The sequence below is a fragment of the Pseudomonas arabinosi genome (assembly GCF_047758675.1).
GTDB classification, from domain to species: Bacteria; Pseudomonadota; Gammaproteobacteria; order Pseudomonadales; family Pseudomonadaceae; genus Aquipseudomonas; species Aquipseudomonas arabinosi.
This window is the reverse complement of record NZ_CP180480.1, coordinates 2,173,106-2,193,044: the sequence shown is the minus strand read 5'-3', so window position 1 is coordinate 2,193,044 and position 19,939 is coordinate 2,173,106. Positions and strand designations below refer to the sequence as shown.

The 19,939-nt window shown below is 57.4% G+C and carries 16 protein-coding genes; 1 reads left to right on the top strand and 15 read right to left on the bottom strand.

What is annotated here, in order from left to right; genetic code table 11:
* Window positions 1-28: 28 nt before the first annotated feature.
* The 12 genes from ACMXYJ_RS10240 to sdhC form a co-directional block, all read right to left on the bottom strand.
* The gene (locus ACMXYJ_RS10240) at window positions 29-430 is read right to left on the bottom strand and encodes an MAPEG family protein (protein ID WP_415759705.1); all 402 of its coding nucleotides are present in this window, start codon (window positions 428-430) and stop codon (window positions 29-31) included.
* A complete protein-coding gene (locus ACMXYJ_RS10235) occupies window positions 430-1,167 on the bottom strand; it encodes a DUF599 domain-containing protein (protein WP_415759704.1) in 738 nt (245 codons plus the stop codon). Before ACMXYJ_RS10235 ends, ACMXYJ_RS10240 begins: the two co-directional genes overlap by 1 nt.
* Window positions 1,168-1,327: 160 nt before the next feature.
* Window positions 1,328-2,641, bottom strand: a complete 1,314-nt coding sequence (gene brnQ / locus ACMXYJ_RS10230; protein WP_415759703.1) for a branched-chain amino acid transport system II carrier protein — start codon at window positions 2,639-2,641, stop codon at window positions 1,328-1,330.
* A 457-nt stretch (window positions 2,642-3,098) separates the two neighbouring features.
* Window positions 3,099-3,980, bottom strand: coding sequence for a succinate--CoA ligase subunit alpha (gene sucD, locus ACMXYJ_RS10225; RefSeq protein ID WP_008148605.1), 882 nt, complete (start codon window positions 3,978-3,980; stop codon window positions 3,099-3,101).
* Window positions 3,980-5,146: an ADP-forming succinate--CoA ligase subunit beta gene (gene sucC / locus ACMXYJ_RS10220; RefSeq protein WP_008148602.1), complete on the bottom strand. Its 1,167-nt coding sequence runs from the start codon at window positions 5,144-5,146 to the stop codon at window positions 3,980-3,982. The genes sucD and sucC overlap by 1 nt, the downstream gene beginning before the upstream one ends.
* A 200-nt stretch (window positions 5,147-5,346) precedes the next feature.
* Window positions 5,347-6,783 (bottom strand): dihydrolipoyl dehydrogenase, encoded by a 1,437-nt coding sequence (gene lpdA / locus ACMXYJ_RS10215; RefSeq protein WP_415759702.1) that lies wholly within the window; start codon window positions 6,781-6,783, stop codon window positions 5,347-5,349.
* A 110-nt stretch (window positions 6,784-6,893) separates the two neighbouring features.
* The gene (gene odhB / locus ACMXYJ_RS10210) at window positions 6,894-8,114 is read right to left on the bottom strand and encodes a 2-oxoglutarate dehydrogenase complex dihydrolipoyllysine-residue succinyltransferase (RefSeq protein WP_046048039.1); all 1,221 of its coding nucleotides are present in this window, start codon (window positions 8,112-8,114) and stop codon (window positions 6,894-6,896) included.
* Between the two features lie 42 nt (window positions 8,115-8,156).
* Window positions 8,157-10,988: a 2-oxoglutarate dehydrogenase E1 component gene (locus ACMXYJ_RS10205; RefSeq protein ID WP_415759701.1), complete on the bottom strand. Its 2,832-nt coding sequence runs from the start codon at window positions 10,986-10,988 to the stop codon at window positions 8,157-8,159.
* A 262-nt stretch (window positions 10,989-11,250) separates the two neighbouring features.
* Entirely contained in the window at window positions 11,251-11,955 is a 705-nt protein-coding gene (locus ACMXYJ_RS10200; protein WP_076031554.1) for a succinate dehydrogenase iron-sulfur subunit, read from the bottom strand.
* 11 nt (window positions 11,956-11,966) lie between these two features.
* Complete coding sequence (gene sdhA, locus ACMXYJ_RS10195) at window positions 11,967-13,739, bottom strand: succinate dehydrogenase flavoprotein subunit (protein WP_415759700.1); 1,773 nt, start codon at window positions 13,737-13,739, stop codon at window positions 11,967-11,969.
* 3 nt (window positions 13,740-13,742) lie between these two features.
* Window positions 13,743-14,111 carry a succinate dehydrogenase, hydrophobic membrane anchor protein gene (gene sdhD / locus ACMXYJ_RS10190; RefSeq protein ID WP_007977503.1) on the bottom strand — a complete coding sequence of 123 codons (369 nt, stop codon included), beginning with the start codon at window positions 14,109-14,111 and terminating at the stop codon, window positions 13,743-13,745.
* Window positions 14,105-14,479: a succinate dehydrogenase, cytochrome b556 subunit gene (gene sdhC, locus ACMXYJ_RS10185; RefSeq protein ID WP_015096190.1), complete on the bottom strand. Its 375-nt coding sequence runs from the start codon at window positions 14,477-14,479 to the stop codon at window positions 14,105-14,107. The genes sdhD and sdhC overlap by 7 nt, the downstream gene beginning before the upstream one ends.
* Window positions 14,480-14,842: 363 nt before the next feature.
* Between sdhC and gltA the strand changes: the two genes are divergently transcribed.
* Entirely contained in the window at window positions 14,843-16,132 is a 1,290-nt protein-coding gene (gene gltA, locus ACMXYJ_RS10180) for a citrate synthase (RefSeq protein WP_008148584.1), read from the top strand.
* Between the two features lie 621 nt (window positions 16,133-16,753).
* Here the strand turns inward: gltA and ACMXYJ_RS10175 are convergent.
* The 3 genes from ACMXYJ_RS10175 to ACMXYJ_RS10165 all read right to left on the bottom strand — a co-directional run bounded on the left by ACMXYJ_RS10175 (window position 16,754) and on the right by ACMXYJ_RS10165 (window position 19,810).
* Window positions 16,754-18,412 carry a cation acetate symporter gene (locus ACMXYJ_RS10175; protein ID WP_415759699.1) on the bottom strand — a complete coding sequence of 553 codons (1,659 nt, stop codon included), beginning with the start codon at window positions 18,410-18,412 and terminating at the stop codon, window positions 16,754-16,756.
* Window positions 18,409-18,720: a DUF485 domain-containing protein gene (locus ACMXYJ_RS10170; RefSeq protein WP_059407499.1), complete on the bottom strand. Its 312-nt coding sequence runs from the start codon at window positions 18,718-18,720 to the stop codon at window positions 18,409-18,411. Before ACMXYJ_RS10170 ends, ACMXYJ_RS10175 begins: the two co-directional genes overlap by 4 nt.
* Window positions 18,721-18,958: 238 nt before the next feature.
* Complete coding sequence (locus ACMXYJ_RS10165) at window positions 18,959-19,810, bottom strand: glycine betaine ABC transporter substrate-binding protein (protein WP_415759698.1); 852 nt, start codon at window positions 19,808-19,810, stop codon at window positions 18,959-18,961.
* Window positions 19,811-19,939: the final 129 nt, after the last annotated feature.

Here is a 19,939-nt window from a genome sequence, read left to right as displayed (position 1 = left end):
CTTTTGCCTGTTTTTTGCAAAGCAGGCGTTACAGCAAAATAGTTTTAAAAGTCGGACTAATCATCAGCAACAACGAACACACTAGTCCAACGCCCCATACCAGGCTCCGCTGCCAGGCCAGATCAACCCAATAGCACAGCAAATAAATGATTCGCGTAATCACGAAGATGATTGCCAGCAAGTCGATCAGCCACCCCGCTGTCTGCGTGGTGTGAGCCATCAACACCCCCACCGCGAACAGTATGAACGCCTCAAAACAGTTTTGATGGGCCGCCAACGCGCGGGCACCAAAGCCAGTCAATTGCGCCTGTTGCTGACGCGGCAGATGGTTGTCATAACCGCCCTGGTCATTCATCGCCTTGGCCACGGGAATTTTTGCCACAAAAATCAGCAAGGCACTGATAAACACACACCAGAACGGAATACTCATCAAACAGCCTCTTTAATCGCCTCGGGCAATGGCGCCTCTGTAGGTGTATAGACCATCACGTCGAGAACGTCGGAATGAAACTCCCGGCGATACAACACCAGCACCACCCCGGCACTCATCAACATGAACAACCACGGGCTGACGAACCAGGCCAGCATGGTCATGCCGAAGTAGTAGGAGCGCAGTCCCAAGTTGAACTGGTTGGCGGCCATGGAAATGACGCGGGCCGCCCGGGCTGCAAAGGCTTTGCGCTCTTGTTCGGAAACGTGACGCTCACCGACCATAGGTGCCGAGCCCACCAGAATGGCCGCAAAGTTGTACTGGCGCATGCACCAGCTGAACGTAAAGAACGCATAGACAAAGACCAGCGCCAGGCACAGCAACTTGATCTCCGACATCCCCTGGGAGGCCTGTTGCACCATCGGGATATCCGCCAGCAACGACACTGCCCGTTCGGAGGCTCCGAGCACCGTGAGAATGCCGGCCAGGATAATCAGTGTGCTGGAGGCGAAGAACGAGGCGTTGCGCTCCAGGTTACCGATCACGCTGGCGTCAGCGATGCGGTTGTCGCGCAACAGCATGCGGCGCATCCAGTCTTCGCGATACAGGTGCAGCACACTGGCCAGGCACGCGGTGTCACGGCCCTTCCACGTCGCATAACGGGTGTAGCCGCCCCAGCAGATGGCGAACCAGAGCGCGGCGAGGATGTGGATCATGTTGGCGTGGATGAACGACATGCAGGTCCTTGTGATGTGTTTGGTAAAAGCAATGTAGTGCTTCGACGTTAGCTCAAGGAAAAAGACACTGCACCACCTCCAAAAAAAATGCCCCGTATCGATTGATACGGGGCATTTCCATGTGTGTTCACAGCCCGCTTGTGACGGGCCATGAAGCGGCTTAAGCCAGTGCTTCTTCGCGCTTGCCCAGCAGGCGATCGCAAACCACCGCGACGACCAGGGTCATGACCGACGGCACCAGCCAGGCCAGGCCTTGCTCGCTCAGCGGCAGGTGGGACAACTGAGTCGGCATCCAGTCCGCCAGACCCGCGCCCTTGAGGGCGTCGATCAAACCGAAGATGAACGACACCAGCATCACCGGACCGACGATGCGGCCCTGCTCATGCCAGAAGTCCTTGCAGAAGCTCAGGGCGACCAAGGCGATGCACGGCGGGTAGATCGCGGTCAGCACCGGGATCGAGAACGCAATCAGCTTGGTCAGGCCCAGGTTGGACACAAACAGAGAGAACACCGCCAGGATGATGACCAACGTCTTGTAGGAAAACGGCAGCACACGGCTGAAGTATTCGGCGCAGGCGCAAGTCAGACCCACCGCCGTCACCAGACAAGCCAAGGAAATCAGCACCGCCAGAAAACCGCTGCCCAGCGAGCCGAAGGTGTGCTGCACGTAAGCGTGCAACACCGCGGCGCCGTTGGCTGCACCCGCGGCCACTTCATGGCTGCCCGAACCGAGACGGAACAGGCTGACGTAAACCAGCGCCAGACCCACGCCGGCAATCAGCCCGGCGATGATCGCGTAACGGGTAATCAACACCGGCGACTCGACGCCGCGGGAGCGGATCGCATTGACAATGACAATGCCAAACACCAGCGCACCCAGGGTATCCATGGTCAGGTAACCATTGATGAAGCCTTGGGAGAACGGTGCCGCCACGTATTCCGGGGTGGCCACGCCGACATCACCGGCCGGCAACGCAAACGCGGCGATGCCGAGCGCGGCCAGGGCGATGATCTTCAGCGGTGCGAGGAAACGTCCTACGGTATCCAGCAACCGGCCCGGATAGAGCGAGATGAAGAACACCAGCAGGAAGTACACCGAGCTGTAGAGGAACAGCGCCAGCGGGCTTTCGCCGGTCAGCGGCGCCAAGCCGACTTCAAACGATACGGTGGCGGTGCGCGGTGTCGCGAACAGCGGGCCGACAGCGAGGTAGCACGCGGCCGCCAGCAGGCCACCGGCGACTTTGCCGATCGGGCTACTCAAGGCGTCCATGGCGCCACCGACCTTGGCCAGCGCGACAACGGTGATCACCGGCAGACCGACCGCAGTGATCAGAAAGCCCAGCGCCGCCATCCAGACATTTGGACCGGACTGCAGACCGACGATAGGCGGGAAGATGATGTTGCCAGCCCCGACAAACAGGGCAAACGTCATAAAACCAAGTGCCAGGATGTCCTGGCCTTTCAACACTTTCATTAAGGAAATACCACACTACTGAATCGGAATTTAGAGAGGGATTTCCCTGAGGGGTGAGGGAAATGCTGTCGGTCCGTATAGGACTGACCCGTTTAGCGCGTAGCAACCTTGTGGGCCGCGGACGCAAAAATGGCTGCTAGCCTAACGAATTTGCCCGACAAACGCACTGTTAGGGTGCGATCTATCCGATACGCGACATTTGTGTGTCGCGTTTACATATCTAATTTACTTGCACAGAACCCCGTGGCGAGGGGATTTATCCCCGTTGGGTCGCGAAGCGATCCTAAAACCTGCATCCGAGGTGTATCAGATGCACCGCATGCGATGGTTTTACGACTGCTGCGCAGCCGAACGGGGATAAATCCCCTCGCCACAAAGGCCCAGTACAAACCCCAGAAACGACAAAGGCCACCCGAAGGTGGCCTTTGTTTGGTGAAGCGTCAGATAAGCGCGAGGCTTACTTGATCGCCCAACCGGTCAGCTCGGACAAAGCCTTGCCGATGTCTGCCAGCGAACGCACGGTTTTAACGCCTGCGTCTTCCAGGGCAGCAAACTTCTCGTCTGCAGTGCCTTTGCCGCCAGAGATGATTGCGCCAGCATGGCCCATGCGCTTGCCCGCAGGGGCAGTCACACCAGCGATGTAGGAAACAACCGGCTTGGTCACGTGTGCCTTGATGTAGGCAGCCGCTTCTTCTTCAGCCGAACCGCCGATCTCACCGATCATCACGATCGCTTCGGTCTTCGGGTCTTCCTGGAACAGCTTAAGGATGTCGATGAAGTTCGAACCCGGGATCGGGTCACCACCGATGCCGACGCAAGTCGACTGACCGAAACCGGCGTCAGTAGTCTGCTTAACAGCTTCGTAGGTCAGGGTGCCGGAACGGGAAACGATACCGACCTTGCCTGGCAAGTGAATGTGACCTGGCATGATGCCGATCTTGCATTCGCCTGGAGTGATCACGCCTGGGCAGTTAGGACCGATCAGGACTACGCCCAGTTCGTCGCACTTGACCTTGGCATCCAGCATGTCCAGGGTAGGAATGCCTTCAGTGATGCAAACGATCAGCTTGATGCCGCCGAATGCTGCCTCCAGGATGGAGTCCTTGCAGAAAGGAGCTGGAACGTAGATCACGCTGGCGGTGGCGCCAGTGGCAGCTACAGCGTCTTTCACGGTGTTGAACACTGGCAGACCCAGGTGCTCGGTGCCGCCTTTGCCTGGAGTTACACCACCAACCATCTTGGTGCCGTACTCGATGGCTTGCTGGGTGTGGAAACTACCTTGCGAACCGGTAATACCCTGGCAGATAACTTTGGTGTCTTTATTGATCAGGACGCTCATTATTTGCCCTCCGCAGCTTTGACAACTTGTTGAGCAGCGTCGGTCAGGCTGGTAGCAGCGATGATGTTCAAACCGCTTTCTGCCAGTACTTTAGCGCCCAGCTCAGCGTTGTTGCCTTCAAGGCGAACAACAACCGGGATTTTCACGCCGACTTCTTTCACAGCGCCGATGATGCCTTCGGCAATCATGTCGCAACGAACGATGCCGCCGAAGATGTTGACCAATACTGCAGCGACGTTAGTGTCGGACAGGATGATCTTGAACGCTTCGGTAACGCGTTCTTTGGTAGCACCGCCGCCCACGTCGAGGAAGTTGGCTGGTTTGCCGCCATGCAGGTTGACGATGTCCATGGTACCCATGGCCAGGCCAGCACCGTTGACCATGCAACCGATGTTGCCTTCCAGCGCTACGTAGTTCAGTTCGAACTTGGCAGCGTGCGCTTCGCGCGGATCGTCTTGCGACGGATCGTGGAAAGTCTTCAGCTTAGGCTGACGGTACATGGCGTTGGCGTCGATGTTGATCTTGGCGTCGAGGCAATGCAGATCGCCGTCAGCCTTGATCACCAGCGGGTTCACTTCCAGCAGAGCCAGGTCGTGATCCTTGAACAGCTTGGCCAGACCTACGAAGATCTTGGCGAACTGAGCAACTTGCTTGCCTTCCAGGCCCAGCTGGAATGCCAGCTCGCGACCCTGGAATGGCTGAGCGCCAACCAGTGGATCGATAGTGGCCTTGAGGATTTTCTCAGGGGTGTCGTGAGCGATTTTCTCGATGTCCACGCCACCTTCGGTGGAAGCCATGAACACGATGCGACGGCTCGAACGGTCAACGACAGCGCCCAGGTACAGCTCTTTAGCGATATCAGTGCACGATTCAACCAGGATCTTGGTGACTGGCTGACCATTGGCATCAGTCTGGTAAGTCACCAGACGCTTGCCCAACCACTGTTGAGCGAATGCTTTGGCGTCTTCTTTGCTGCGAACCAGCTTAACGCCGCCCGCTTTACCGCGACCACCTGCGTGAACCTGGGCTTTGACAACCCATTCGGTCCCGCCGATTTTGTCGCACGCTTCTGCTGCTGCTTCCGGGGTGTCTACGGCGAAACCCTGGGATACTGGCAGGCCGTATTCAGCGAACAGCTGCTTACCCTGATACTCGTGAAGATTCATGCTTATTACCGTCTTCGTTAGGTACTGCGCATTCGGTGCTGCACTTGTTCAAGTGCCGCACCACCTGTGACTGCTGCTTGCGTAGGTGTTCCGGATAACCGGTGAGACTACGCAAGGCTGCGTCCGGCGGACATTCCGCGGTGAGTCTTGCACGCAAGGCTCACGACGGGCCTTCCGCCGTGGTTTCTTATTGTCTTGTCTTAACGCTTCTTGCGGTTGGCAATGTGGATGGCGCCGCCATTCACAGCCAGAGCTGCTTCGTGCAAGGCTTCGGACAGGGTCGGATGGGAGAAAACCATCATGCCCAGGTCTTCAGCGCTGGTGCCGAATTCCATACCGATCGCGCCCTGCTGAACCAGTTCTGCAGCGCTCGGGCCAATCACGTGGACGCCCAATACGCGGTCAGTCTTGGCGTCAGCAATGACTTTCACAAAACCGCCGGTATCGTTGGCTGCCATGGCACGGCCACTGGCTGCGAACGGGAAGGTGCCAACGTTAACTTCAACGCCTTCAGCCTTCAAGGCCTGCTCGGTTTTGCCGACCCACGCGATTTCCGGGTGAGTATAAATAACAGACGGGATCAGGTCATAGTTGATTTGGGCTTTGTGGCCCTTGATGCGCTCAACCACCATGATGCCTTCTTCGGACGCCTTGTGCGCCAGCATCATGCCGCGAACCACGTCGCCGATCGCGAAAACGCCCGGAACGCTGGTGGCGCACTGGTCGTCAACGAAAACGAAGCCACGTTCGTCGATGTTCACACCGCTGTCAGCTGCCAGCAGCTCGGTGGTCACCGGACGGCGACCAACGGCAACGATCAGCTTGTCGAACGTGATGTTCTGTTCGCCGTTGGCATCGGTGTAGTTCACGACAACTTCGTTGCCGTTCACTTTGGAACCGGTGACGCGAGCGCCCAGCTTGATGTCCAGACCTTGTTTGGTCAGGGTTTTGTAGGCTTCTTTGGAAACAGCGTCGTCAGCCGCTGGCAGGAACTTCTCCAGCGCTTCCAGAACAACCACTTCGGAACCCAGACGGGACCAGACCGAACCCAGTTCCAGACCGATCACGCCAGCGCCGATCACGCCCAGACGCTTAGGTACCGATTGGAATTCCAGTGCGCCCGTCGAATCGACGATCACGTTCTGGTCAACCGGAGCTGGTGGAATGTCGATCGGACGCGAGCCCGAAGCCAGAATCACGTTCTCGGCTTCGATGATTTCGACGGTGCCGTCTGGCTTGGTCAGCTCGACTTTCTTGCCGGCCAGCAGTTTGCCGTGGCCTTGCAGGGAAGTGACGCCGTTCGCCTTGAACAGGGTGGCAACGCCAGAGGTCAGGCCTTTGACGATGTTGGCTTTACGGCCAACCATTGCCGCCACGTCCATGGTCACGCCAGCGTGATTGATACCGTGGATCGCGAAGCCTTCTTTGGCTTCCTTGTATTTCCAGGAACTGTCCAGCAGCGCCTTGGATGGAATGCAGCCGACGTTCAGGCAAGTACCGCCGAGGGCCAGTTTGCCTTCCTTGTCGGTGTATTTCTCGATGCAGGCAGTGGAGAGGCCCAGTTGCGCTGCTTTAATGGCAGCCACGTAGCCGCCAGGGCCCGCGCCAATCACTACCACGTCGAATTTCTGAGTCATGTGTCATTCCTTCTCGAATCAAACCGGACGGGCCCTTTTGAGGACCGTCGTGGGACGAAGCTGGTCATTACAGGAGGGCCGTCCATCACTGGACGGCCCGTGCAACGAAATCAGATATCCAGCAGCAAACGAGCCGGGTCTTCCAGCAGGTTCTTGATGGTAACCAGGAAGGTCACAGCTTCTTTGCCATCGATCAGACGGTGATCGTAGGACAGAGCGAGGTACATCATCGGACGGATAACAACCTGACCGTTGATCGCCATAGGACGCTGCAGAATGTTGTGCATGCCCAGGATGGCCGCTTGCGGCGGGTTGACGATCGGGGTCGACATCATCGAACCGAAAGTACCACCGTTGGTGATGGTGAACGTACCGCCGGTCATCTCGTCCATCGACAGTTTGCCGTCACGAGCCTTCTTGCCGAAGGTGGCGATGCCGCCTTCGATTTCAGCCAGGCTCATCAGTTCGGCGTTACGCAGAACCGGAACAACCAGGCCGCGGTCGCTGGAAACAGCAACACCGACGTCAGCGTAGCCGTGGTAAACGATGTCAGCACCGTCGATCGAAGCGTTGACCGCAGGGTAGCGTTTCAGCGCTTCGGTGGCAGCCTTGACGAAGAACGACATGAAGCCCAGGCGCACGCCATTGTGGGACTTCTCGAACAGGTCCTTGTACTTCGAACGCAGGGCCATGACTTCGGTCATGTCGACTTCGTTGAAAGTGGTCAGCATTGCCATGTTCGATTGAGCTTCAACCAGACGCTTGGCGACGGTGGCCCGTACGCGGGTCATCGGTACGCGCTTCTCGATGCGATCGCCGGCAGCGAACACTGGAGCAGCAGCGGCAGGAGCAGCAGCCTTGGCAGGCGCGGCAGCCGGAGCGGCTTTCTTGGCAGCTACAGCGGCAACAACGTCTTCCTTGGTCACGCGACCGCCTTTGCCAGTGCCGGCAACGGAAGCGATGTTGATACCGTTTTCTTCAGCCAGCTTGCGAGCAGCCGGTGCAGCAACAGGATCATCTTCGCCTTCAGCGGCTGGAGCAGCAGCTTGTGCAGCGGCCGGAGCAGCGGCAGCAGCTGGAGCGGCAGCAGCGCCGCCCGCTTCGATGGAGCCCAGGACTTCGTCGGACAGAACGACGTCGCCTTCGTTCTTGACGATCGCGCCCAGCACGCCATCAGCGGTGGCCAACACTTCCAATACGACTTTGTCAGTTTCGATGTCGACGATCAGGTCATCGCGCTTGACGGCGTCGCCCGGCTTTTTGTGCCAGGTGGCAACGGTGCCATCGGCAACCGATTCCGGGAAAGTGGGGGCTTTGATTTCGATAGCCATTATCTGTGGGTCCTTAAATTCGGTTTCAGGTGCGCGAAGGCGTTAAACAGTAAAGGCGTCTTGCAGCAGTTTTTCCTGCTGCTCAGCGTGCATCGATGCATAACCACAAGCAGGTGCAGCAGAAGCATCACGGCCCGCGTACTCGAGTACGAGAGACTTGTTGTGATTGCCAACGATGCGGCGCATGTGGTGTTGGCTGCAGTACCAGGCACCCTGGTTCATCGGCTCTTCCTGACACCAAACGATATGTTTGAGGTTGGTGTACGGAGCCAGGACTTCGTTCAAGTCGTCCTCAGGGAATGGGTACAGCTGCTCGATACGCACGACGGCGATGTCGTCACGACCTTCGGCACGGCGTTTTTCCAGCAGGTCGTAGTAGACCTTGCCGCTACACAGAACAATGCGCTCGACCTTTTTCGGGTCTTGAACATCGATTTCCGGGATAACGGTCTGGAACGAACCTTCGGCCAGATCTTCCAGGGTCGAGATGGCCAGTTTGTGACGCAACAGCGACTTCGGAGTCAGAACGATCAACGGCTTGCGCAGCGGGCGAATCACCTGACGACGCAGCAAGTGGTAGATCTGAGCCGGCGTAGTCGGTACGGCTACCTGAATGTTGTGCTCGGCGCACAGTTGCAGGTAACGCTCCAGACGAGCCGAAGAGTGCTCCGGCCCCTGACCTTCATAACCGTGCGGCAGCAGCATGGTCAGACCGCAGAGACGGCCCCACTTGTGCTCGCCACTGGTGATGAACTGGTCGATAACCACCTGGGCACCGTTGGCGAAGTCGCCGAACTGGGCTTCCCAGATCACCAGCGCCTCAGGCGTGGTGGTCGAGTAACCGTATTCGAACGCCAACACGGCTTCTTCGGACAGGAACGAATCGTACAGGTCGAAACGTGGCTGGCCCTTGTACAGGTTTTGCAGCGGGACGTAGGTACCCGCGTCTTTCTGGTTGTGCAAGACAGCGTGACGGTGCGAGAACGTACCGCGACCGATGTCCTGACCCGTCATGCGAATCGGGTGACCTTCGAACGCCAGGGTCGCGTACGCCATGGTTTCGGCGTAACCCCAGTTGATCGGCAGGCCGCCGGCTTGCATTTTCTGACGGTCTTCGTAGATTTTCGAGACCTGGCGCTGAACCACGAAGCCATCCGGAATTTCCAGCAGCTTGGCGGACAGTTCCTGCAAGGTTTTCAGATCGAAGCGAGTGTCGTGACGCGCGGTCCAGGCGTGGCCCAGATACGGACGCCAGTCCACGAACAACTCTTTGTTCGGCTCTTTGACCAGGCTTTTTACAACATGCAGACCGTTGTCCAGCGCATTGCGGTATTCGTCGACTTTCGCCTGAACACGCTCTGCGTCCAGCACACCGCCTTGAGTCAGACGATCGGCATACAGCTCACGGGTGGTGCGCTGTTTGGTGATCTGCTGATACATGATCGGCTGGGTGCCGCTTGGCTCGTCGGCCTCGTTGTGGCCACGACGACGGTAGCAGACCAGGTCGATTACCACGTCACGCTTGAACTGCATGCGGTAGTCGATGGCCAGCTGGGTCACGAACAACACGGCTTCCGGATCATCACCATTCACATGGAGGATCGGCGCCTGGATCATCTTCGCAACGTCGGTCGCGTACTCGGTGGAACGCGAGTCCAGCGGGTTGCTGATGGTGAAACCGACCTGGTTGTTGATCACGATGTGCACGGTGCCGCCGGTCTTGAAACCGCGGGTCTGCGACATCTGGAAGGTTTCCATGACCACACCCTGACCGGCGAATGCCGCGTCACCGTGGATGGAAATCGGCAGAACCTTCTCGCCGGTAGGGTCGTTACGACGATCCTGACGGGCGCGAACCGAACCTTCGACCACCGGGGAAACGATTTCCAGGTGGGACGGGTTGAACGCCATCGCGAGGTGAACTTCACCACCAGTGGTCATGACGTTGGACGAGAAGCCCTGGTGATATTTAACGTCACCGGAACCCAGCTCGACCTTCTTCTTGCCTTCAAACTCGTCGAACAGCTCGCGCGGGTTCTTGCCGAAGGTGTTGACCAGCACGTTCAGACGACCACGGTGGGCCATGCCGATGACGATTTCCTTGGTGCCGTAGGAACCGGAACGCTGGATCAGCTCGTCGAGCATCGGAATCAGGCTCTCGCCGCCTTCCAGACCGAAACGCTTGGTACCCGGGTATTTGGTACCCAGGTATTTTTCCAGACCTTCGCCGGCGGTGACGCGCTCGAGCAGGTGGCTCTTGATGTCGGCGGAGTACGTAGGACGGCCGCGCACGCTTTCCAGACGCTGCTGGAACCACTGGCGCTGCTCGGAATCGGTGATATGCGTAAATTCAGCGCCGATGGTGCGGCAATATGTCTGCTGCAACGCTTCGTGAATTTCGCGTAGGCTCGCCTCCTCTTTGCCGATGAACAGGTCGCCGGCACGGAAGGTCGTATCAAGATCGGCATTGGTCAAGCCGTAGTGATTGATCGACAGGTCTGCAGGTGCAGGACGCTGCCACAGCCCCAGCGGGTCAAGCTGGGCTGCCTGGTGGCCACGCATACGGTAGGCCTGGATCAATCGCAGCACTTCAACTTGCTTCTTCTCGTGCTCACTGCTCACGCTGCCGGCGGAAACCGGTTGGGCGCGGCGCTGGTTCTTTGCCAGCAAGACGAAATGATCGCGAATTGTGGAGTGCGAAACATCGGTGGCAGTGTTGCCGTCAGCAGGCAACTTCTGAAAGTAGGTGCGCCACTCTTCTGGCACAGCGTTAGGGTCGTGCAGGTAGAGCTCATAGAGCTCTTCCACATAGGCAGCGTTACTACCGGATAGGTAGGCGCTGTTCCACATGCGCTGCATCACGCTTTCTTGCATGCTTGGTCACCCTCGGTTAGGGGAACACCACCGGCGTCGACACCGAGCACGCTTGCAGAAGTCCGAATGCAGCGACTAAAACAAGCCACTTAGGATCACGCTGATAGTCCGGGTACCAGCCCGGATGCCCCTGCTTGTCTCATTTCTTCAAAATAAGAGCCGCAGCCTTATAAGCTGCTGCTCAGGTTAAGACTACGGCGCCGGTTGAAGCCTGCGCCGTAGCATCTACGGGTACAGCGGTCTTGCGGGTACTACAGCTGAATCACACGCCGCTTTGCAGAAGCATGTTACGAATGTGACCGATGGCCTTAGTCGGGTTCAGGCCTTTCGGGCAGACGTTGACGCAGTTCATGATCCCGCGGCAGCGGAATACGCTGAACGGGTCATCCAGTGAAGCCAGACGCTCGGCAGTCTTGGTGTCACGGCTGTCTGCCAGGAAGCGATACGCTTGCAGCAGAGCAGCTGGACCCAGGAACTTGTCCGGGTTCCACCAGAAGGACGGGCAAGAGGTCGAGCAGCAAGCGCACAGGATGCACTCGTACAGACCGTCGAGCTTTTCACGCTCTTCAGGGGTCTGCAGACGTTCGATGGCCGGAGCCGGCGTGTCGTTCTGCAGGTATGGCTTAACCTTTTCGTATTGCTTGTAGAAGATGCTCATATCGACGACCAGGTCACGGATAACCGGCAAACCTGGCAGAGGACGAACGATCAGCTTGTTACCTTTTACGACGGCAGACAGCGGCGTGACGCACGCCAGACCGTTTTTACCGTTGATGTTCATGCCGTCGGAACCGCAAACACCTTCACGGCAAGAGCGACGATAGGAGAAACCTTCGTCCTGCTCTTTGATCAGGGCCAGCACGTCCAGCACCATCAGGTCTTTACCACCGGTATCGACCGAAAATTCCTGCATGAACGGCGCAGCGTCCTGATCAGGGTTGTAGCGATAAACACTGACTTTCAACATGGCGGCCACCCTTAATAAGTCCGAATCTTAGGTTCAAAAGTCGGAACAGTCTTCGGCGAGAAGTTCACAGCACGCTTGGTCACGCGCTTGTCACCCGGGAAGAACAGTGTGTGGCACAGCCAGTTTTCGTCGTCGCGTTCTTCGAAGTCTTCACGGGCGTGAGCGCCGCGGGACTCTTTGCGGATCTCTGCAGCGATGGCGGTGGCTTCGGCCACTTCCAGCAGGTTCTGCAGTTCCAGCGCTTCGATACGCGCAGTGTTGAACGCCTGCGACTTATCGTTGATCTTGACGTTGGCGATACGCACGCGCAGGTCAGCCAGCTGGGCAATACCCTTCTGCATGTATTCGCCAGTACGGAATACACCGAAGTAGTTCTGCATGCAGTTTTGCAGCTCGCGACGCAGGGTTGCCACGTCTTCGCCATCGGTACGCTCGTTCAGAGCGGACAGACGGGCCAGGGCCGTTTCAATGTTGGCGTCGGTGGCGTCATCGTATTCGATGCCTTCAGTCAGCGCTTTTTCCAGGTGCAGACCAGCCGCACGACCGAACACAACCAGGTCGAGCAACGAGTTGCCGCCCAGACGGTTGGCACCGTGAACCGATACGCAAGCCACTTCACCCACTGCGAACAGGCCAGGGATGATGGTGTCGACGCCTTCGGCATCCTGGGTGATCGCCTGGCCATGAATGTTGGTCGGAACGCCGCCCATCATATAGTGGCAAGTCGGAACGACCGGAACCGGAGCAACCACCGGGTCAACGTGAGCAAACGTCTTGGACAGTTCGCAGATGCCTGGCAGACGGCTGTGCAGCACTTCCTCGCCCAGGTGGTCGAGCTTGAGCAGTACGTGGTCGCCATTCGGACCGCAACCGTTACCGGCGATGATTTCTTTAACCATCGAGCGGGCAACAACGTCACGACCGGCAAGGTCTTTGGCGTTCGGAGCGTAGCGCTCCATGAAACGCTCGCCGTGCTTGTTGATGAGGTAACCACCTTCACCACGGCAGCCTTCAGTAACCAGTACACCAGCGCCGGCGATGCCGGTCGGGTGGAACTGCCACATTTCGATGTCTTGCACCGGCACGCCAGCACGCAGAGCCATGCCGACGCCGTCACCGGTGTTGATCAAGGCGTTGGTGGTGGACGAGTAGATACGACCGGCACCGCCAGTGGCCAGAACGGTGGCCTTGGCGCGGATGTAGCTGGTTTCACCGGTTTCGATGCAGATGGCGATCACGCCGACGAATGCGCCGTCCTGGTTTTTCACCAGATCAACAGCGTAGTACTCGTTCAGGAACGTGGTGCCGGCTTTCAGGTTGCCCTGATAAAGCGTGTGCAGCAGCGCGTGACCGGTACGGTCGGAGGCGGCGCAGGTACGGGCAGCCTGGCCACCTTTACCGTAATCCTTCGACTGACCGCCGAATGGACGCTGGTAGATACGACCTTGTTCGGTACGGGAGAACGGCAGACCCATGTGGTCCAGTTCAAATACCGCAGCCGGGCCTTCCTGACACATGTATTCGATAGCGTCCTGGTCACCGATGTAGTCGGAACCCTTGACGGTATCGTACATGTGCCAGCGCCAGTCATCGTTCGGATCAGCCGAAGCGATCGCGCAGGTAATGCCACCCTGAGCGGACACAGTGTGCGAACGGGTCGGGAAAACCTTGGTGATTACGGCAGTCTTGTGACCGCCCTGTGCCAGTTGCAGCGCTGCGCGCATGCCGGCACCGCCACCACCAATAATGATGGCGTCGAAAGAAATCGTTGGAATGTTAGCCATGAATCAGATACCCCAGAGAATCTGCACACCCCAGACGAAGTAAGCGAACATCGCAACGCCGCATACTGCCTGGAAAAGGAAACGTACTGCAGTCGCGGACTTGCCCAGCGCCATTGGCGTCAGGTAGTCGGTCGCGATGGTCCACATGCCGACCCAGGCGTGAGCGCCCAGGGCCACAAGGGCCAGCAGACTGAAGATACGCATCCCGTTGTGGGCGAACAGGCCATGCCATTGGTCATAGCCAATGCCCGGGTTCGCTGCAAGGTATCCGATCAGGAAGATGAAATAAGCCGCGAGAACGACCGCAGACACACGTTGCGCCATCCAGTCATAAAGACCGGAACGCGAAAGGTTCGTAACGCTGGTTACCATATCCAAACTCCTGCCAGAACGATCAACACCACGGAAACGGCGATGATAATTTTCGAGCCCAGGCGGCCGCCTTCCAGCGTCTCACCGATGCCCATGTCCATGATCAAGTGGCGCACACCGGCTACCAGGTGATACAGCAGAGCGGACAGGAGGCCCCATGCTACGAACTTGGCCAGCGGGCTGGTCAAGCATGCCTTCACCTCGGCAAAACCTTCCTCGGAACCCAAAGACTTGCCCAATGCATAAAGCATGAAGCCAAGGCCCAGGAAGAGAATGATGCCGGAAACACGGTGAAGAAACGACGTAACGCCGGTGATGGGGAGTTTGATGGTCCTTAGGTCTAGGTTTACAGGTCGTTGGCTTTTCACGGCTTTTTTTTCACACTGAAGAGCCCCTAACAATCAGGGCAAAGTTGTTGGGGAGTGCACTGGTCAGGTAACCACCACCCAGGGATGCGACCCCCAATAAAGCAGGCCCAAAAGCCCCTGGCGGTCGGTGGCCGAGTATAGACAGTTAGGCTACTAATGACAACGCAATCGCCTTCCCCTAATAGCTCATTGCGCAAGTCGTATAAAAGGCGTAAATGGCAGTCAATTTCGAGGAAAAAGTCCGGTTAAAGCCTTCTGGAGCAAGACTTTAGGCAAATTGACATTCGAATTTATCTCACTATAGTGGTGCGGGCCCTGCGTGGGGGGTCTGTCTGATGATTTCAAGCATAAATAGGAGGCCACATGGCTGACAAAAAAGCGCAGTTGATCATCGAGGGCGCAGCCCCCGTCGAGCTGCCCATTTTAACCGGCACCGTTGGTCCCGATGTTATCGATGTTCGGGGCCTGACGGCCACGGGCCGTTTCACCTTTGACCCTGGTTTCATGTCGACAGCTTCCTGCGAGTCGAAGATCACCTATATCGACGGCGACAACGGCATTTTGCTGCACCGCGGCTACCCGATCGAACAGCTGGCTGAAAAGTCGGACTACCTGGAAACCTGCTATCTGCTGCTCAACGGCGAATTGCCGACCGCAGAACAGAAGGCCCAGTTCGTCAGCACCGTAAAGAACCACACCATGGTTCACGAGCAGTTGAAGACGTTCTTCAACGGTTTCCGTCGCGACGCCCACCCGATGGCCGTCATGTGCGGCGTAGTCGGCGCCCTCTCGGCCTTCTACCACGACTCCCTGGACATCAATAACCCGCAGCATCGCGAAATCTCCGCGATCCGTCTGGTTGCCAAGATGCCGACCCTGGCAGCGATGGTTTACAAGTACTCCATGGGCCAACCCATGATGTACCCGCGCAACGACCTGACGTACGCGGAAAACTTCCTGCACATGATGTTCAACACCCCGTGCGAGATCAAACCGATCAGCCCGGTGCTCGCCAACGCCATGGACAAGATCTTCATCCTCCATGCCGACCACGAGCAGAACGCATCGACTTCCACCGTACGCCTGGCCGGCTCTTCGGGTGCCAACCCGTTCGCCTGTATCGCCGCCGGCATCGCTGCACTGTGGGGCCCTGCCCACGGCGGCGCGAACGAAGCTGTTCTGACCATGCTTGACGAAATTGGCGATGTTTCGAACATCGACAAGTACATCGCCAAGGCCAAGGACAAGAACGATCCGTTCAAACTGATGGGCTTCGGTCACCGGGTTTACAAAAACCGCGACCCACGCGCAACAGTCATGAAGCAGACCTGCGACGAAGTGCTGAAGGAACTGGGCATCACCAACGATCCGCAACTCGAACTGGCCATGCGCCTGGAAGAGATCGCCCTGACCGACCCGTACTTCATCGAACGCTCGTTGTACCCGAACGTCGACTTCTACTCGGGGATCATCCTCAAGGCGATCGGCATTCCAACCAGCATGTTCACCGTGATCTTCGCCCTGGCGCGGACTGTCGGCTGGATCTCTCACTGGAAAGAAATGCTCTCCAGCCCGTACAAGATTGGCCGTCCGCGCCAGCTGTACACTGGCTACGAGTCGCGTGATATCACCAAGCTGGAAGACCGCAAATAAGACCTGTCTTGCGATAACGTCTTGAGTTGCACCGGGAACGGCCTCTATTTATATAGAGGCCGTTTTTGTTTGTGCGGTCTCAGCGGCCTTGGGGCCGACTGGGTCTTTGGTCGTGTACATATCCATTGCTGCGGTAACGGCGGATTTGGTTTCGCTTTTACAGCGAGTCCCTTTTTCAAACGCCAAAAAGTAACCAAAAGGCTTCGCCCCGGCGTACGGCACTTCGCTAAAGCTCAGTGTTCCCTCGCTACGGTGCCCATCAGGGGGCATCGCCTACGGTCTGCTTCGCGACGACCTCCTCTCGATGTGTGCGGCTTCGCCGCACGGCGCTACGCGCCTAACCCCCTGATGAACACCTACGCTCGGCCTGCCGAAGGGGCGAGAGATCAAAAGCAGAATCAAGATCTAACGCCACAGCCACAGCAAGATCAAAAGATCGCAGCCTCGTTTCACTCGACAACTCCTACAGGGGATGGGTGTACACCCGCCCTTCACCACTCAACAGGCCGAGCGTTAGCTCGCCAATCAAACCGCCCGCCAAACCGCCCAACAAAAAAATGCCCCAATCTCTCGACCGGGGCATTTCTGTTTAACGCAGCTTATATAAACAAACCTGAAGCCTTAGTGCGAAACCGCCCCACTCGCCCCCAAGCCAGTCTGCGAACGAACAAACTGAGGGAAGAACAGCGCCCGCTCGTTAGCGCCAGCCGTCGACTTGTCAGTGATCGAGAAGAACCAGATCCCGACAAACGCAATGGCCATGGAGAACAGCGCCGGGTACTCATACGGGAAGATAGCCTTCTCGTGATGCAGGATCTGCACCCAAATGGTTGGCCCAAGGACCATCAAACCAACGGCACTGATCAGACCCAACCAGCCACCGATCATCGCACCACGTGTGGTCAGCTTCTTCCAGTACATGGAAAGCAGCAGCACCGGGAAGTTACAGCTCGCCGCGATGGAGAACGCCAGGCCTACCATGAACGCGATGTTCTGGCTTTCGAACAGAATGCCCAGACCGATCGCCAACACACCCAAACAGACAGTGGTGATCTTAGAGACGCGGATCTCATCCTTGTCGTTGGCCTTGCCCTTCTTGATCACGCTGGCGTAAAGGTCGTGGGACACCGCTGTAGCACCCGCAAGAGTCAGACCGGCAACAACTGCCAGAATGGTCGCGAACGCCACCGCCGAGATGAAGCCCAGGAAGATACTGCCACCGACCGCGTTAGCCAGGTGCACCGCCGCCATGTTGTTGCCGCCCAACAGCGCGCCAGCAGCATCTTTAAAGGCAGGGTTGGTGCTGACCAGCAGGATCGCGCCGAAGCCGATGATGAACGTCAGGATGTAGAAGTAACCAATGAAGCCGGTTGCATACAGCACGCTCTTGCGAGCTTCCTTCGCGTCACTCACGGTGAAGAAGCGCATCAGAATGTGCGGCAGGCCAGCGGTACCGAACATCAGTGCCAGGCCAAGCGAGAATGCCGAAACCGGATCTTTCACCAAACCGCCCGGGCTCATGATCGCTTCACCTTTAGGGTGAACCTTGATCGCCTCGGAAAACAGCAAGCTGAAGTCGAAGTTGACATGCTTCATGACCATCAGCGCCATGAACGAAGCACCGGACAGCAGCAACACTGCCTTGATGATCTGCACCCAAGTAGTCGCCAACATGCCGCCGAACAACACGTACATGCACATCAGAATACCGACCAGGATCACGGCAACGTAGTAGTCGAGACCGAACAGCAGCTGGATCAGCTTGCCGGCACCAACCATTTGCGCGATCAGGTAGAACGCCACCACCACCAGCGAACCGCAAGCGGACAGCGTGCGGATCTGGGTTTGCCCAAGGCGGTAGGACGCCACGTCGGCAAAGGTGTATTTACCCAGGTTACGCAGGCGCTCGGCGATCAGGAACAGAATGATCGGCCAGCCCACCAGGAAGCCGATCGAGTAGATCAGGCCGTCGTAACCGGAGGTGAACACCAGGGCGGAAATACCCAGGAAGGACGCCGCCGACATGTAGTCACCGGCAATCGCCAGACCGTTCTGGAAGCCGGTGATCTTGCCACCCGCCGCATAGTAGTCAGCCGCCGAATTGTTGCGCTTGGAGGCCCAGTAGGTGATGCACAGGGTCAGACCAACGAACGCGACGAACATCAGGATCGCGGAAACGTTGAGCGGTTGCTTATGCACTTCGCCGGTCAGGGCTTCACCTGCCCAGGCGCCAGGTGCAAAGGCTGCGATGCTCAATAGAGCCATTAGACGCCGGATCATTGCTGAGCCTCCTTGAGAATCAGATTGTTCAGGTCGTCGAATTCGCCATTAGCGCGTCGTACGTAGATTGCAGTCAGGATAAAGGCCGAGAGAATCAGCCCGACACCAATCGGTATCCCCCAGGTAATCGAAGACTCTGGGCTGATTTTCGCCCCCAGAATATGCGGCCCGTAAGCAATCAAAAGGATGAATCCGGAGTAAAGCCCAAGCATGATCGCCGAAAGAATCCAGGCGAACTTTTCTCGCTTACTAACCAGCTCCTTGAAGCGCGGGCTGTTTTGAATCGAGAGGTAAATGCTGTCGTTCATTGTTTTTATCCTCGCAGCACAGATGAAGTTGGAACGTTATCCACTCTATGCGGCTACGGAACTGGTTCCAGACGACCTTAGTATTAGAACGACATGACGGTTTTGCCTTTTTTCAGCACATAATAATTAGCCTGCTTTGCACCCATCTTCTATCCACAAGAATTCGGGAATGCAAAAGGCCGCTTGGCAGTGATACCAAGCGGCCCTGTAAGGTGCTGACTAGAGGCGTCAGCTCAAATCATTTGGTCCAATCTGCAACACGTTCCGGGTGTTTGGCCACCCAATCCTTGGCGGCGGCTTCAGGTTTGGCACCATCCTGAATCGCCAACATGACTTCGCCGATTTCGTCTTTCGACGCCCACTGGAAGTTCTTCAGGAACTTGGCAACTTCCGGAGCCTTGGTTGCCAGTTCTTTGCTGCCGATGTTGTTTACGGTTTCAGCCGCGCCATAAACGCCTTTCGGGTCGTCCAGGAAGCGCAGTTTCCACTTGGCGAACATCCAGTGCGGCACCCAGCCGGTGACAGCAATGGATTCGTTTTTCTTCTCGGCACGGGTCAGCTCGGCAATCATGCCGGCGCCGGAACTGGCCTTGAGTTGATAGCCGGTCAGATCGTAGTCCTTGATCGCCTGCTCGGACTTGATCATTACGCCCGAACCGGCGTCGATGCCGACGATACGACCTTTGAAGCTGTCGTCGGTTTTCAGATCGGCAATACTTTTGGCTTTGACATACTCCGGCACGATCAGGCCAATTCTTGCGTCCTTGAAGTTCGGACCGTAATCGACGACTTGATCCTTGTTCTTGGTCCAGTATTCACCATGAGTCACAGGCAGCCACGCAGACATCATGGCATCGAGCTTGCCAGTGGCCACGCCCTGCCACATGATCCCGGTGGCGACTGCTTGCAGTTTCACGTCATAACCGAGTTTCTGCCTGATCACTTCAGCGGCCACGTTGGTCGTGGCGACACTGTCCGACCAGCCGTCGACATAACCGATAGTCACTGCCTTGCCTTCGGCGCTGGCTACAGTAGAACTGATCGCCAGCACCAAAGCGGCACCTGCGCCCAAGAGTCGTCGCATCTTCATCGTTACTTCCCCGAAAGTGCTGCGCTCGACGGATGCCGAGTCGCGTCAACGTATTGTTATGGTGCCCAGCGCCCCCATCACGCCCACCGCAAACTCGTCCGAACATCAGCGGAGTACTGACGCCTCGAT

What these genes read in the sequence shown, in the direction of transcription:
- ACMXYJ_RS10240 (WP_415759705.1), bottom strand. Translation starts at nt 430, where the DNA reads ATGAGTATTCCGTTCTGGTGTGTGTTTATCAGTGCCTTGCTGATTTTT.
- ACMXYJ_RS10235 (WP_415759704.1), bottom strand. Translation starts at nt 1,167, where the DNA reads ATGTCGTTCATCCACGCCAACATGATCCACATCCTCGCCGCGCTCTGG.
- brnQ (WP_415759703.1), bottom strand. Translation starts at nt 2,641, where the DNA reads ATGAAAGTGTTGAAAGGCCAGGACATCCTGGCACTTGGTTTTATGACG.
- sucD (WP_008148605.1), bottom strand. Translation starts at nt 3,980, where the DNA reads ATGAGCGTCCTGATCAATAAAGACACCAAAGTTATCTGCCAGGGTATT.
- sucC (WP_008148602.1), bottom strand. Translation starts at nt 5,146, where the DNA reads ATGAATCTTCACGAGTATCAGGGTAAGCAGCTGTTCGCTGAATACGGC.
- lpdA (WP_415759702.1), bottom strand. Translation starts at nt 6,783, where the DNA reads ATGACTCAGAAATTCGACGTGGTAGTGATTGGCGCGGGCCCTGGCGGC.
- odhB (WP_046048039.1), bottom strand. Translation starts at nt 8,114, where the DNA reads ATGGCTATCGAAATCAAAGCCCCCACTTTCCCGGAATCGGTTGCCGAT.
- ACMXYJ_RS10205 (WP_415759701.1), bottom strand. Translation starts at nt 10,988, where the DNA reads ATGCAAGAAAGCGTGATGCAGCGCATGTGGAACAGCGCCTACCTATCC.
- ACMXYJ_RS10200 (WP_076031554.1), bottom strand. Translation starts at nt 11,955, where the DNA reads ATGTTGAAAGTCAGTGTTTATCGCTACAACCCTGATCAGGACGCTGCG.
- sdhA (WP_415759700.1), bottom strand. Translation starts at nt 13,739, where the DNA reads ATGGCTAACATTCCAACGATTTCTTTCGACGCCATCATTATTGGTGGT.
- sdhD (WP_007977503.1), bottom strand. Translation starts at nt 14,111, where the DNA reads ATGGTAACCAGCGTTACGAACCTTTCGCGTTCCGGTCTTTATGACTGG.
- gltA (WP_008148584.1), top strand. Translation starts at nt 14,843, where the DNA reads ATGGCTGACAAAAAAGCGCAGTTGATCATCGAGGGCGCAGCCCCCGTC.
- ACMXYJ_RS10175 (WP_415759699.1), bottom strand. Translation starts at nt 18,412, where the DNA reads ATGATCCGGCGTCTAATGGCTCTATTGAGCATCGCAGCCTTTGCACCT.
- ACMXYJ_RS10170 (WP_059407499.1), bottom strand. Translation starts at nt 18,720, where the DNA reads ATGAACGACAGCATTTACCTCTCGATTCAAAACAGCCCGCGCTTCAAG.
- ACMXYJ_RS10165 (WP_415759698.1), bottom strand. Translation starts at nt 19,810, where the DNA reads ATGAAGATGCGACGACTCTTGGGCGCAGGTGCCGCTTTGGTGCTGGCG.